This is a genomic window from Corynebacterium suranareeae, from assembly GCF_002355155.1.
Classification (GTDB): Bacteria; Actinomycetota; Actinomycetes; order Mycobacteriales; family Mycobacteriaceae; genus Corynebacterium; species Corynebacterium suranareeae.
In genome coordinates this window covers 3,129,805-3,144,466 of sequence record NZ_AP017369.1, presented here as the reverse complement: position 1 = coordinate 3,144,466, position 14,662 = coordinate 3,129,805, and the positions used below count along the sequence as shown (strand labels likewise).

Below are 14,662 nucleotides of genomic sequence, written 5' to 3'. Positions count from 1 at the left end.
AGTATTCACTAGTAGAGCACGCAAAGGGCGCTGTGGATTAACTTCCAACAGCGCCCAATTCTTGTGTTTTAACTACACCTAGATGTCGTATTCTGGACGAGCATGTCGCACCATGTCATTCCACTCAACGATCTTCTTGCGCTCACGGCCCTCAGGCTCACCCAACGCGCGTTCCGCGGCATCGAGAAGATGCCAGCCTTCCCACGTGGTGAAAGCAACCTTGCGCTCATCAAGGAACTCGATGATCGCATCCAGCTCAGGTTTTTTAGGCTCAGGCAAAGAACCAGCAGCGTAATCAGCCAGCAGCATTTCGGTGGTTTCCTTGGCATCAGACTTGGTGTTACCGATCAAACCAATAGGTCCACGCTTGATCCAGCCAGTGGCGTACAGGCCAGCAATTGGGGCACCGACCTCAGGATCAATGATGTGGCCGCCATCGTTCGGGATAACGGCACGCTCAGCATCAAACGGCACGCCCTCAATAGCGTCAGAGCGGTAGCCGACAGCACGGTAGACCGACTGCACATCCCAGGTGGTGAACTTGCCAGTTCCGGTTACACCACCATTGCCGTCAAGCTGCGTGCGCTCAGTTTTAATGCCCACAACCTTGCCGTCTTCACCGAGAATTTCCACAGGCGATTCAAAGAAGTGAATAAACAGCTTGTGTGGAGCACCCTTGGGATCACGCATGGCGTAACCTTCCAGGGTCTGGCATACCAAATCCTGAGACTTGGAATCACGGCGCGCCTGCTCTGAAGCGGCATCGTAATCAATATCTTCAGGGTTGACCACTACTTCAATGGTGTCAGAATGATCCAGCTCTTTAAGCTCTAACGGAGTGAACTTTGCCTGAGCTGGTCCACGACGACCGAAAACGTGTACTTCCTTGGCATTATTTTTAGCCAAGCTTTCATATACATTGTCCGGGATCTCAGTAACTAGCAGCTCATCACCGGTTTTAGCCAGGATTCGCGCCACATCCAAAGCCACGTTTCCAACACCAATGACCGCGACCTTTTCTGCGGAAAGATCCCAGCTGCGTTCAAAGTTTGGGTTGCCGTCATAGAAACCGACGAATTCACCCGCACCCCAAGAACCCTCGAGGTCGGAGCCAGGGACCCGCAAATCCTGGTCACCTGTTGCTCCAGTGGAGAACACAATAGCGTCATAGAACTCGTGGAGTTCATCAACAGTGATGTCCTTGCCAACCTCGATGTTGCCTAAGAAACGCAGCTGTTCCTTATCCATGACGTTGTGCAGCGACTTCACGATGCCCTTGATACGAGGGTGATCAGGCGCCACGCCATAACGGATAAGACCGAACGGCGCTGGCATGCGCTCAAAGAGATCGATCTGCACATCAGTGTCAGATTTCATCAACAAATCAGACGCATAGATTCCTGCTGGACCTGCACCGACAACGGCAACACGCAAAGGGCGAGACATATAAAGTTCGATTCCTTAAAAGGTTGTTTTAAAAATATGGAGTACTTTAGCAGGCGACTATCTTCGAAAGCTTAAAAGTGCCTCGCTATCAACCCTCCATGATACGTGGTTAGTGCAGACTAATAAAGGGCACTCGGGGAGTAAAGGGGGTTGAAAGGGCGTCATTTTTGTCACGATGCGCGCTTTTGTAGACCACACTATTCTGGGTTGGAGAGTTGAAAAGTGCCGTTAAAAACTTTGCAAAGGGTACTTCGCAACTTGTAACCGTTCCGTATTGTTTTTTAAGCCTATATGCATTTGTGCAGCTCAAAGCGGTGGATTGAGTTCGCTTTGAAAATTACAAAATAATTCTTTGCAAACCAGGCTGTACGCAAGGCGGACGGGCGCTAAACTATGGAAGAAATCACAACTTCCCCTCAGTAGTGCCGGAAGGCACAAGCCTGAAGTGTCATTAATGTGAGGGTTCAGGCTGAAACTAGAAAGGCGATGTATGTCTGACACACCGACCTCAGCTTTGATCACCACGGTTAATCGCAGCTTCGATGGATTTGATTTGGAAGAAGTCGCAGCCGACCTTGGAGTTCGACTCACCAACCTGCCAGACGAAGAACTAGAAGTTTCTAAAGTTCTGTCAGCCGACCTCCTTGCTGAGGGACCAGCTCTCATCATCGGTGCGGGCAACACCTTCTTTGATGCACAGGTAGCCGCAGCTCTCGGTATCCCTGTTCTGCTCCTGGTGGATAAACAGGGCAAGCACGTTGCATTGGCACGTACCCAGGTAAACAATGCCGGAGCCGTAGTGGCTGCAGCATTTACCGCTGAGCAAGAACCAATGCCCGACAAGCTACGCAAAGCCGTGCGCAACCACAGCAACCTCGAACCGGTCATGAGTGCCGAACTTTTTGAAAACTGGCTGCTCAAGCGCGCACAAACCGAACAATCACACATCGTCTTGCCTGAAGGTGATGATGACCGCATTTTGATGGCAGCACACCAACTGCTGGAACAAAATATTTGCGAAATCACAATCCTGGGTGATCCTGTAAAAATCCGCGAGCGCGCCACCGAACTTGGACTCCACCTCAACACCGCCTACCTGGTCAACCCGCTGACTGACCCACGCTTGGAAGAATTCGCAGAACAATTCGCTGAACTGCGCAAGTCAAAGGGTGTCACCATTGAGCAAGCCCGCGAAACCATGAAGGACATCTCCTACTTTGGCACGATGATGGTGCACAATGGTGACGCCGATGGCATGGTTTCCGGTGCAGCAAACACCACCGCACACACCATCAAGCCCAGCTTCCAGATCATCAAGACTGTTCCAGAAGCATCCGTTGTCTCCTCGATTTTCCTCATGGTGCTTCGTGGGCGTCTGTGGGCTTTCGGCGACTGTGCAGTTAACCCCAACCCCACCGCAGAACAACTTGGTGAAATCGCCGTTGTATCAGCTAAAACCGCAGCGCAATTTGGCATCGATCCACGCGTAGCCATCCTGTCCTATTCCACCGGCAACTCAGGAGGTGGCCCAGATGTTGACCGCGCCATTGACGCGCTGGCAGAAGCACGCCGGCTAGACCCAGAACTCTGTGTTGATGGACCACTGCAATTTGATGCCGCAGTAGATCCAGGCGTGGCACGCAAAAAGATGCCAGACTCAGATGTTGCTGGCCAAGCAAACGTGTTTATCTTCCCCGACTTGGAAGCCGGAAACATTGGCTACAAAACCGCACAACGCACCGGGCATGCCCTGGCAGTTGGCCCGATTCTGCAGGGACTGAACAAACCAGTCAACGACCTTTCCCGTGGTGCTACCGTTCCTGACATCGTGAACACCGTTGCTATCACCGCAATTCAGGCAGGAGGAGTCAAATAATGTCTTTGGCACTTGTTTTGAACTCCGGTTCATCCTCCATCAAATTTCAGCTGGTCAACCCAGAAAATTCTGCTATCGACGAGCCCTTTGTTTCAGGCCTGGTAGAGCAAATAGGCGAACCAAATGGTCGCATTGTCCTTAAAGTTGAGGGCGAAAAATACACCCTGGAAACACCCATTGCGGACCACTCTGAAGGCCTCAACTTAGCGTTTGACCTCATGGATCAACACAACTGTGGCCCCTCCCAACTGGAAATCACCGCAGTTGGACACCGCGTGGTTCACGGTGGAATCTTGTTCTCTGCACCGGAACTTATCACCGATGAAATCGTTGAAATGATCCGCGACCTGATCCCACTGGCACCTCTGCACAACCCAGCCAACGTTGATGGCATCGAAGTGGCCCGCAAAATTTTGCCCGATGTTCCACACGTTGCTGTGTTTGATACAGGATTTTTCCACTCGCTTCCGCCAGCAGCAGCGCTCTATGCCATCAACAAAGATGTCGCAGCGGAACACGGAATCAGGCGCTACGGTTTCCACGGCACATCCCACGAGTTTGTGTCCAAGCGCGTAGTGGAAATCTTGGAAAAGCCCGCCGAAGAAGTCAACACCATTACCTTCCACCTGGGCAATGGTGCCTCAATGGCAGCTGTTCAAGGCGGTCGTGCGGTGGATACCTCCATGGGAATGACACCACTGGCAGGTCTAGTGATGGGTACCCGAAGTGGTGATATTGATCCAGGTATCGTGTTTCACCTGTCACGCACCGCAGGCATGAGCATCGATGAGATCGATAATCTGCTGAACAAAAAGTCAGGCGTCAAAGGTCTTTCAGGAGTCAACGATTTCCGTGAACTCCGGGAAATGATTGAAAACAATGACCAAGATGCGTGGTCCGCATACAACATCTATATCCACCAGCTCCGCCGCTACCTAGGTTCCTACATGGTGGCATTGGGACGAGTAGACACCATTGTGTTTACCGCAGGTGTGGGTGAAAATGCGCAGTTCGTTCGCGAGGACGCCCTGGCCGGACTAGAAATGTACGGCATTGAAATCGATCCAGAGCGCAACGCCTTGCCAAATGATGGACCTCGTTTGATTTCAACCGATGAATCCAAGGTCAAGGTTTTTGTTATTCCAACTAACGAAGAGTTGGCTATCGCTCGGTATGCGGTGAAGTTTGCTTAAGTAGCTGCGTTAAACCCGACTCGGTTGAAAATGTTCCGAGCCGGGTTTAGCGAATTCTATCCACACACTGCTGATTGCGGTGTTAGTGTGCCAGGCGGTCGGAAGCAAATGGCATAAGAATGAGCGTTAGGCGTTTATCGCTTGTTTAAGGCCTCGAGTTTTCTGGATGAGCTTTATGTATGCGCTTGACCTTGAAAACCCGTGAGAAGCGCTTCTGGGGAGGTATGACTTTTCAGGGTAAGGGCTGAAATTTGAGAGCGACCAAACCAGGAGACCCAGAATCTTTAAAAACTTAAATGCTGGGTCTCTGTGTTTGGTATTGAGAGCGATACACCAAACTAGGAGACCCACAAACGTCGAAAATGTGATTTCTGGGTCTCCTGGTTTGGTCCCATGCTGACAAACACATGAACATCTAAAACCACCCGGGGCAAACAGCTATTTCCGCACTAAATTGACCCATGCCAAACCCAAAAGCCCGCTCAACCCTGCAAACCAGCTAGAACCACGTCAATGGTCGAACCGCGTTAGCCATATCCACCAACGCGTACCGGTGGTGTGCGAAAGGTGCTGAACGAGCCTGGATTCGCAACGCTTCGGAGATGCCGGTGCGTAAACCTTTTTGGGAGAACGGGAATTCAAACAGTGGGTTTGCTGAAGCGGAAGCTTGGAGGTGTCGTTCTCTTAACCAGGTGAGTCCGGCGGACATGATCGCGATTTTGATTTGGTTGAAGCGTGGTTCGTTGGTGGGGATTTCGGAGAGTCGGCGTGCGGCTCTTCGAATTCTGGATTCACTTAAATTGGAGCTGACCAGCAGCAAGATGGTGGTCAAGGTTGCCATGCGGTAGTGCGTGGAGGATTGGGAAAGTTTGTCTAGGGATTGCACGGCAAGTTCGATTTGGTTTTCGGCCATGAGTTGGCGTGCCAGTCCGAATGCGGAGGATACGGTGGTGGGATTTGTTGCCCACACAAGCGCGTAGAGGCGTAGGGAGTGGAAGCGAACTACTTGGGGGTCGTTGGAGATATGTGACCAGGTGTCGCTGAGTGCAGCGAATGCTGAGGCGTCGAGTTCTTCGAAGTCTTTGCTTAGGGTGGCTGTTGCAGAGACGATTTCTGGGGTGAGGAATGGGGTTGATTCTGCTCCCATTTGTTGCAGGATTAATTCATCGACTGCAGCTAGTGCCAGTTTTGGTGCTGCTTCGCCGGGAAGGATGGTTAGTACTGTGTTGAAGAATACTTGGGCGGTGGCGTAGTCGTCGAGAAGCAAGTAGGTGATGCCGGAGAACCATTTGTGGCGCCAATCGTCACCGATGCGTTCTTCTAGGGTTTCCAACCATTGGCGGGCTTCGGTGGTAAATCCAAGGTCAAGTAGTGCGCGGACAACGCCGAGGGGGATTTCAATTGAGGCGCTGTATTGTTCGTCTTCCATGGCGTTGCGCAGTGTTTCCAGTGTTTCGGATGGTTCTGCGTAGGAGGAACCGGACAGCATGCGTGCGCCGGGGTCGGTGCGATCAATGAGTGGGACGGGCAGGGCGGAGACGATTTCGGGGGCGGTGATGCGTGCTTGGCGTTCGATGCCGTCGATGATGCGGTCGGTGCGAAACACGAGGTGTTTGGTGCCAAAGGTGCTTCGTTGTGGGGAGAACAGTGAATGTTGGTGTGGGTATTGTTTGCCGTCGCGGACAGCAAGTATTTCGCGGAGTACGCCGTAAAGCTGGGTGCGTAATTCGCTGACGTTTCGGAATCGTTGCGTGGGGTCTTCGGCGGTGGCGCGTTGAAGCAGGCGGTAAAACGAGAGGTGTCGGCGCAGGAGAGGGGAGTGTTTTGGTGAAGGAATGCCGGGGGCCAGGATGCCATCTTCGACGGAAAGTGGCATGGTCAGGGCAGCTAAGGTGCGGCCGATGGTGAAAATATCAGAGGCGATGGATGGCCCGTGGGTGGCTACTTCGGGTGCTTGGAAGCCTTTGGTGCCGTAAATATAGCCGAATGCGCCGATGCCGGTTACAGCGCCGAGGTCGATTAGTTTTACTTGGTCTTCAGTGGCGATGACGTTTTCAGGTTTAAGGTCGTTGTACACCACGCCGCGTTGGTGCAGGTAGTCCATGGCGGGCAGCAATTCGAGGATGTATCCAATGGCCAGATCGACGCGCAGCACGCCGTCGGGTTGCGCTTTGCAGCGGTCTTTCAGTGAGGGGCCGTTGACGTATTCCATGACGATGAATCCACCAGGTACGCGCGGATCATCGATGAAGTTGTAGGCTTTAACAATTCCGGGGTGGGTGATGTCGGCGAGGAATTCGCGTTCGGCTTCTGCGGTGCCTTGATCTTGGATGGACGATTGCGCCATCATGCCTTTGAGTACCACGATGCGGCCAGAGACATTGCGGTCGTTGGCTAGATAAATCCATCCCATGCCGCCGTGCGCGATGACTCCAAGCACTTCATATTGTTCAGCCACGATGTCGCCGGCGACAAGTTGCGGCGGCTGCACACCGGGTTTGCGTTTTTCATCGGGGTCGATGAGCAGCTCATCTTCTGGCTTAGGCGTGATGAACGGTAGCTCGACCATGCCATCGGCCACGGGGCGAGATTGGCGGCGAATGCGGCGTCGTTCGCGGAACAGGGAGATTGCTTGTCGACGACTCCTCTCACTTGGATCCACCTCCGGGCGAGGCCTAATCGAGGCTGCAGTTGTCTCCGTATGGGCTGCCACAGCACCGGTGGTTTCTTCCTCAGCTGGTGGTTCGGCAACTTTTTGCCCTTGGGTTGCGCGCAGATTGTCCAAATCGCGCAGCAAAAATTCTAGACCATCGCCGTGGAAATCCTCGTCGTCGTCATCATCTTCAAAAGGGTTGAAGGCAACAGCAGATGTGGCGGGTGAATCATCCTCGTCATCATCAAAAGGATTGAAAGCGACAGCTTCCGTTGCAGGGGAATCTGGATCGAAGTCCTCATTGTCCTTCATTGTTGTCTGCACCTTCTTCCTCTGGCATGTATTGCAGCTGAGGTGGCCCGTAGGACCACAAGTATGGTCCAAACCAATCGTTGAACATAGTCCACCATGTGCGGTCCTCGCGGATTCTTTCAATTGTGGAGTTTACCTGGCGAATCAACCCTGAAGAGTCAGTTCCAGCAGTCGTTGATGTCGCAGCGACTCCATAAAATTGTGAATCTAACGCTGTATCAAGAATTTCGGTATAAGGATCCTGGGCTGCGATACCAGACAAAATCACATCATCGCCCAAAATGACTTGAGCTTGGTGTTGCTGCAAAGCCATGAGGCAATCCGACCAGTTGCGTGTTCTTAAGATGGAGGATTCTGGGGCGATGGTGCGAGCCCGTTGCAAAGATGTCGATCCTTCGGTGACACAAATGGTGTGGCCAGGAAGATCCGCAATGGAAGAAATCCCCGAGGACTCCATGGTGAGCATGCGGGTTTGAGTCTGCAAATAAGGAGTGGAAAACTCCACTAATTTGGCGCGTTCATCAGTGATCGCCACCGAACGAATGACAATATCTACATCACCTTGATCAAGGGAGCGCAAACGGTCTGCTGATCCGACGAATCGGAAATCAACCCGGTTGGGGTCACCAAAAATATCGCGGGAGATTTCCCTTGCCAATTCGATCTCAAAGCCACGAAGTTCACCCGTGACAGGATCACGGAAACTCAACAAATTTTGCGATTGATCAACACCGACGATGATGCGCCCACGATTGACGATACTTGGCACCCGCTCTTCAGGTGTCTTATCATCCGGACGCAATGACCCAGGCCAATTCTCTTTAGTCTCAACTACCGGATCCTTCTCTCCAGGAGCTTCTAGGGAAGAATCTGGAGGCAGCGGAGGACCCGCATCTGGATCCAAAGCAGTTAAAGTATCTGCTTGTTCGACAGGTGCGGGAGTACAAGAAACCAGCAGCGTTGCGGCCAGCAATGCAGCGCCGAGATGCGTGATGCGGAGGAGGGGGCGTCGAAAAGCAAGCATTTATAGGTACTCCTGCAAGCGAGGGCGGATGCCAATCCACAAGGCCAGCACGGAAGCGATAGACAAAAGCATCACCATGACAGAAACTAGCTGCGTGGCCTGCAAACCTGATTGGATATAAGACCGCATGGAGCTTCGTGAATCCGCGATCAGCTCAGCCAACGCGGTATCAAGCTCATCAAAACTAGTTTGACCCTCATCATCACTGCTTAAGACCGCACTCACCGCACCGTTGTAATCGCCAGTGGACAGCAAAACCGTGAACTCATCATGATCAGCAGTCCACGAAGCAATAGCATTTCGGATCGTCGTAATCAGCTGCTGGTGCTCCTCAGTCTCTGACTGTGAAGTGGTCTCATACTCATCCAACGCGCGCTTAATCTGATTAATCGTGGCGGTAAAACCAGTGCTACTTCCCTGAATAGACTGCCTGCGCACCAACGACAACGTTTCCGTCGTGCGCGTTTGCTGGGCATAAATACGCGCCGTGGTCATAGAATTAAGCGGCCCCGCAGCTTCCTCAAAACCTTTAGTACCCGCCTGCCACGTAGCCCAGTTAGCAGCCGACACCCACAATGTGGCCGTCATCATCATGACGGTAGCCAACGCGAACCCTTTATTGATACGCCTGCGCGTAATACGCATCAACCACCACTGCGCCACCAACAACATGGCCAACGCTGCAAGCAAACCAGACAACGGAATCCACTGAGGCCTTGTCGCCGCACGTTGCTGATCCGAAACAGTACGACTAGTTAAGTTGTACAACTCAGACGCCATCGGCAAGATCTCATTGCGCATCATCGCGCTAGCCTCTGACATATACGCCACACTCACCGGATTGCCAGCACGGTTATTGGTACGAGCCGTTTCAACCAAACCGGTATACACCGGCAACTGACGCTGAATCTCCAAGACCAAATCCATCATGTGCTCATCAGTAGTATCCGCTGATGCAGCAGTATGGGTAGCAGCAACAACCGCACGATCAATAGCGGTGTGATACTTCACCCGGTTCACCGGGCCTTCCACACCAGCCTGCACAAAACCAGTGCTAGCCGTAGTATCAGCCACCGATAACGAGGTGTAAAGTACGTGTGCGTTATAAGACACCGGCTCCGCGTTGGTGATCAACTCATCCAAATTGGCCTGCCGAGTATCCGACGACATAGACATGGCATAACCGGCAGCAAAAATAGCAATCGAGATAACCACCGTCATCAACGTCATCCGACCAGGCGACGTACTGACAAAAGCCCAAATCCGACGAGCCACAAAAATTGGTTGCCCGAAAGTCTCCTGAACAATCGAATTAACCAAACTCCGCCTGGAGGTATCCTTCTCCGTTAAAGGATCAAGCCAATGGTCATGGGAATCCTCTTGGAGTTGATCTGCTTCCAAAGACTCCAACCTAGCTGTGGTGCTACCTGCAATGTCAGATTTTTGCACCGCAGAATTATCCAGAGGGTCGGGCACCTCTGTGTGCTCCCCATTGCCATCCCGGATCATTGTTTCAGAATAGCGTGACTAGTGACATGTTGAAAGTATTGGCTACCTTGATGAATACCCCCTGTGTTTAGCCTAATGTGGACGTCATGAAAGGCGATGGAGACGGATGGGCAGCAGCACCCAATGGCAGTGCAGTATGGGGCAGGAATGGAGCAGCAGGATTATTACTAGTTGCAGGACAACAGATGCTCATGCAGCACCGAGCCGCATGGACCAACAACGGTGATACCTGGGCATTGCCAGGAGGTGCACGAGATTCACATGAATCTGCATCCGAATCAGCCTTGCGTGAAGCGTATGAAGAAACAGGCATCCTGCCCGACAGCGTTGAAGTCCTAGACGCGATTGTCACTGCCGGGCCGTTTCCTGCAGATCCCACACGCCCAGAACTCGCCGGACAATGGACCTACACAACAGTCATTGCCCGTACGAAAACTGGAGAAACACTTCCCACCACAGCTAATGAGGAATCTCTAGAACTACGGTGGGTCAATATCGCAGAGGTAGAATCCTTACCGCTGATGCCTGCCTTTGCTAAAGCATGGCCAGAACTGAAAAAGCGTCTTACCGCTGAAAGCTAAGTTTATTACGTTTATGCCACACTGGTGGGCATGATCAACGTTGAAGGACTCACCAAACAATATGGACAAGTCCGAGCAGTAAATGATCTGAGCTTTGAAGTAAAACCTGGAGTAGTGACCGGATTTCTTGGCCCTAACGGAGCTGGAAAATCCACCACTATGCGCCTGATCCTTGGCTTAGACAACCCCACTGCAGGGCATGCCACCATTGAAGGAAAACACTACCGATCCTTAAAAAATCCGCTGACCAAAGTTGGCGCATTACTTGATGCCAAAGCAACACACCCCAACAGGTCAGCAGCAAACCATTTGAAGTGGATCGCCCAAGCAAACGGCTTGCCAACCAAACGAGTAGACGAAGTACTCGCCCTTGTTGGTCTAACAGATGTGGCCAAGAAAAATGCAGGCGGATTCTCTCTAGGTATGGGGCAACGTTTAGGCCTTGCAGCAGCATTATTGGGTGACCCGGAATATCTAATCTTGGACGAACCCGTCAACGGCCTTGATCCCGAAGGTATCCACTGGGTTCGAACTCTGCTGCAAAACCTTGCGAAACAAGGCAGAACAGTTTTGGTTAGTTCCCACCTCTTGTCAGAAATGGCACAAACCGCAGAGCATTTGATCGTGATTGGACGAGGGCAACTAGTAGCAGATATGCCCATGCAGGAATTTGTCCGCGCGCATTCCGCATCCACCGTGGTTGTTCGAGCAGTCGATGCCGCAGCGCTAGTGACCGCATTGAATAGCGCCGGAATTTCCTACACCATGGGCCTTGATGCACTAGGACGAGAGGCTTTTACCATCAACGACACCAGCAGCGATGACATTGGCCGACTCGCTTTTGACCAAGGCATTGGGCTGTTGGAACTATCAGAAACTAGGGCATCGCTGGAAGAAGCATTCCTTGAAACCACAGGGGAAGCAGTGCAATACCAAGCTGGAGGTTTCAGTAAAGAATGATTAAAACCATCCGTTCTGAATGGACAAAACTTACCTCCACCAAATCTTTTTGGTGGACAACCGCATTAGTTCTATTTTTTAGCCTCGGCTACGCGGCACTAACCGGATCGTTGGCCACCGGTGATAGCTTCGCTTCGTTATTTCTTTTTGCAGGCAGCACCGTAACCGGTCTCTACCTGCTGGGTTTTGTGATCATCATGATTCAAGCAACCATGATGTTCACCACTGAATTCCGCTTCGGCTATCAAACCCAAACTTTCCTGGCAACACCGAAGAGATGGGTTGTGGCAGTAGCGAAATGGCTGCTGTATCTGATTATCGCCGTGATACTGACGTTTATCACCGTATTGTTGTGTTTCTATTTGGCTAAAGCACTTGCCTCCGATGCAGCAAGCTCAACTCTGCAAGTGTGGAACGATGAACAAGCACTGCGGATCATGTGGCAATATCCACTAGCTGCAGCGCTACTAGTTACTTTTTGTTCAGGTATTGCACTTTTGCTCCGCCAAACAGCAGGAGCAGTAGCTTTGGTGCTGATGTGGCATTTCGCCATTGAGAACCTTTTATCATTTTTGCCACGCGTTGGAGAATACGTGGCCAAGTACGGTCCCTTCACCAACTTCTATGCTTTTGTCACCAACTATCAAACAATTGATCCAGGATGGTCCACTACCTCGGGTGCTTTGTATTTCGGAGCCTGGGCAGTAGCGCTCTTTGTCTTAGGAATCGTGGTTTTGGAAAAGAAAGACGCATAAATGTCACGCCCGTTTTATCAAGTAGATGTGTTTAGTGCAGAACCCTTCATGGGCAATCCGCTGGCAGTGATCGCGGATGCAGATGATCTCAGCGATGCACAGATGGCCAGAATTGCACGGTGGACCAACTTATCGGAAACCACATTTCTTCTTTCAGCAACACAACGTGAAGCTGACTACCGGGTACGTATTTTTACCCCCACTGGTGAGCTTCCCTTTGCAGGGCATCCCACGCTAGGCACTGCCCATGTGTTTCAAGAACTGCATGGAAGTACACATTCGCAGTTGATCCAAGAATGTGCAGCGGGATTAATTCCAGTGCGCACAGGCGACCAGTTGGCTTTCCAAGCACCACCAACCATTAAAGACGGGCCACTGGATGACACCTATATTCACCATGCATGCGAAGCTTTAGGAATTGGGGCGCAGCTGGTTCAGGGGCATCAATGGGTAGACAATGGGCCAGGATGGGCAGTCATTGAACTACCAAGCGCGCAGCACGTATTGGATATAGAACCACAATTTAATGCGGAAGTTCCCCTGAAACTTGGTGTGATCGGTGCTTATCCGAAGGGAAGCCCTCACGCTTTTGAAGTTCGTGCTTTTGCCCCTGGAATTGGCGAAGATCCAGTAACCGGGAGCCTTAATGCGTCCATCGCACAGTGGCTCAACCGAACAGGACGCGCCGGGGATGGCTATATCGCCTCGCAGGGATCCGTCTTGGGACGAGCAGGGGAAATCCACATCAGCGTTGAAGAAGAAACCATCTGGGTAGGTGGTGCTGTAGCGACAGTTTTTAAAGGTGAAGCGCTTTTCTAAAGCAGGACGTATACAAGCAATGCCAACGAAGGAATCAGAATATACAAGCTTCCAATGGTGGCTACAGTGACGGAATAACTGCGGGCAGCAAACCTCGCAGTTTTTTCTGATAGGTGGACAATCGCATTAGCTAATTGTGGAATACATAGCACCATGAGCGCGCCAGTTAAGTTCACAATGACGTGAATCAGCGCAGCCTGAATGGCGAATTCACCCTGATCGTTAACAATCGCGAATGTGGCAAACATAGCTGTTACAGTCGTGCCCACATTCGCACCCAAAATGACACCCAATAGTGGTTTTTGCTTCACCACACCAGATACAGCAACTGGCTGCATGGATGCCACCGTCACGGAAGAAGCAGTAACCATGAGGGTAAACAAAATACCCAGGATGAAGCTCCAAAAATTAGACAAGATTCTTGCCTTGGGGCTATTTTCTGGATTGATGACCTTATCCATAATGGACGTAACAGTGGCAGCGGTAATCGTACGGATTTGAGAACTCATTGCACGTACCGCAAACAGAATAAAGAGTGTGCCCACAATGAGGCACACAACTGCAGCAATGCTTTGGTTATCAATCAAACCAATGAGGCCGTTCATACCAAGGATCTCGATGAGAGGTTCAAAAACTTTGGTCATGACATCACTGGTGGGCAATGAACCCCCAGTCTGCTCGGTGATCTGAGTGGCGATTGCACCACTGATCGTTCGAAATGGGTGAAAAAGTTGTTCCACGATGAACAGGAACATCACAACCAGCACGTTGAACCACACGTGCATGGCAGCGACAGTAAAAGCTTGTTTAAATTCCCTGCGTTCGCCCATATAAGAAAACGCAACCAGCATCGCCGTGATGGTGGTGCCAATGTTAGCGCCCAAAATAATCGGGATAGCTACGGGAACAGAGACAATGCCGGTGCCCACAGCAGTAACTGTCAACGTTGTGGTCGTGGTGGAGGATTGCACTAGCGCAGTGGCCAAAATACCAATCAGCACGCCGATCAGTGGATCTTTGGCAACCTGATACATCTGGGTGGTGGAAAAGGTCCCGAACCCGTAAACGCCATCCAAAATGAGGTTGATACCGATGATGATGACCAAAATAGACAAGATCACCAACAACGAGCGAACAAGCTTGCCCCAACCAGATAAAAGCACTTGATCGTGGCTTGCTGCGATATTTTTCGGATTTATGGGGTGAAAAGTTCCCGGTAGAAAGGCCGCTGCTGGCCCTTTTCGCTCCGGGATGGGAGGAGGGAGGGCGCGTCTGGGGTGCTGAACATATTCAAAACCACTAGACATGGATCTCCCTACCCCTTTTCTTGAATGAATTTGACGTGTCAATTGCTGCAGTTGCTTGAAATGATCGTACATTGCTTGAGGGTGAACAAACCAATAACAAACGTTGATTTTGTCCACCTGGCTGCATGAAATCAGTTACGATAGACGGTTTTAGGCAATAGGCATTTATGCATTGGTGCTATCTTCTTATCTCGATGGTACTCCGATGCGCATTATTAATTAGATAT

General features: G+C 51.3%; 11 protein-coding genes. 6 read left to right on the top strand and 5 right to left on the bottom strand.

All coding sequences use genetic code 11. From position 1 onward, the window contains the following. Window positions 1-78: 78 nt before the first annotated feature. Window positions 79-1,446 carry an FAD-dependent oxidoreductase gene (locus N24_RS14455; protein ID WP_096458635.1) on the bottom strand — a complete coding sequence of 456 codons (1,368 nt, stop codon included), beginning with the start codon at window positions 1,444-1,446 and terminating at the stop codon, window positions 79-81. A gap of 490 nt (window positions 1,447-1,936) precedes the next feature. Here N24_RS14455 and pta point away from each other — a divergent pair, with 490 nt between their 5' ends. Further along, complete coding sequence (pta, locus tag N24_RS14450; protein ID WP_096458632.1) at window positions 1,937-3,322, top strand: phosphate acetyltransferase; 1,386 nt, start codon at window positions 1,937-1,939, stop codon at window positions 3,320-3,322. Beyond that, complete coding sequence (locus N24_RS14445) at window positions 3,322-4,515, top strand: acetate kinase (protein WP_096458629.1); 1,194 nt, start codon at window positions 3,322-3,324, stop codon at window positions 4,513-4,515. Before pta ends, N24_RS14445 begins: the two co-directional genes overlap by 1 nt. A 499-nt stretch (window positions 4,516-5,014) precedes the next feature. On the opposite strand, the gene N24_RS14440 is transcribed toward N24_RS14445, so the two are convergent. From N24_RS14440 to N24_RS14430, 3 genes are read right to left on the bottom strand one after another with little or no spacing between them, the layout of a single operon-like run. Further along, entirely contained in the window at window positions 5,015-7,480 is a 2,466-nt protein-coding gene (locus tag N24_RS14440; protein ID WP_096458626.1) for a serine/threonine protein kinase, read from the bottom strand. Then, window positions 7,467-8,504 (bottom strand): glutamate ABC transporter substrate-binding protein, encoded by a 1,038-nt coding sequence (locus N24_RS14435; protein WP_096458623.1) that lies wholly within the window; start codon window positions 8,502-8,504, stop codon window positions 7,467-7,469. Before N24_RS14435 ends, N24_RS14440 begins: the two co-directional genes overlap by 14 nt. After that, a complete protein-coding gene (locus N24_RS14430) occupies window positions 8,505-9,980 on the bottom strand; it encodes a hypothetical protein (protein ID WP_167382198.1) in 1,476 nt (491 codons plus the stop codon). A 119-nt stretch (window positions 9,981-10,099) separates the two neighbouring features. Between N24_RS14430 and N24_RS14425 the strand changes: the two genes are divergently transcribed. From N24_RS14425 to N24_RS14410, 4 genes are read left to right on the top strand one after another with little or no spacing between them, the layout of a single operon-like run. Beyond that, on the top strand, window positions 10,100-10,594 hold the full coding sequence (locus N24_RS14425) for an NUDIX domain-containing protein (protein ID WP_167382134.1): 495 nt from the start codon (window positions 10,100-10,102) through the stop codon (window positions 10,592-10,594). 30 nt (window positions 10,595-10,624) lie between these two features. Further along, complete coding sequence (locus tag N24_RS14420) at window positions 10,625-11,554, top strand: ABC transporter ATP-binding protein (protein ID WP_096458617.1); 930 nt, start codon at window positions 10,625-10,627, stop codon at window positions 11,552-11,554. Then, on the top strand, window positions 11,551-12,309 hold the full coding sequence (locus N24_RS14415) for an ABC transporter permease (RefSeq protein ID WP_096458614.1): 759 nt from the start codon (window positions 11,551-11,553) through the stop codon (window positions 12,307-12,309). The genes N24_RS14420 and N24_RS14415 overlap by 4 nt, the downstream gene beginning before the upstream one ends. Then, entirely contained in the window at window positions 12,310-13,128 is an 819-nt protein-coding gene (locus N24_RS14410; RefSeq protein WP_096458611.1) for a PhzF family phenazine biosynthesis protein, read from the top strand. Here the strand turns inward: N24_RS14410 and N24_RS14405 are convergent. Further along, complete coding sequence (locus N24_RS14405) at window positions 13,125-14,291, bottom strand: Na/Pi symporter (protein ID WP_096460263.1); 1,167 nt, start codon at window positions 14,289-14,291, stop codon at window positions 13,125-13,127. The genes N24_RS14410 and N24_RS14405 overlap by 4 nt on opposite strands. Window positions 14,292-14,662: the final 371 nt, after the last annotated feature.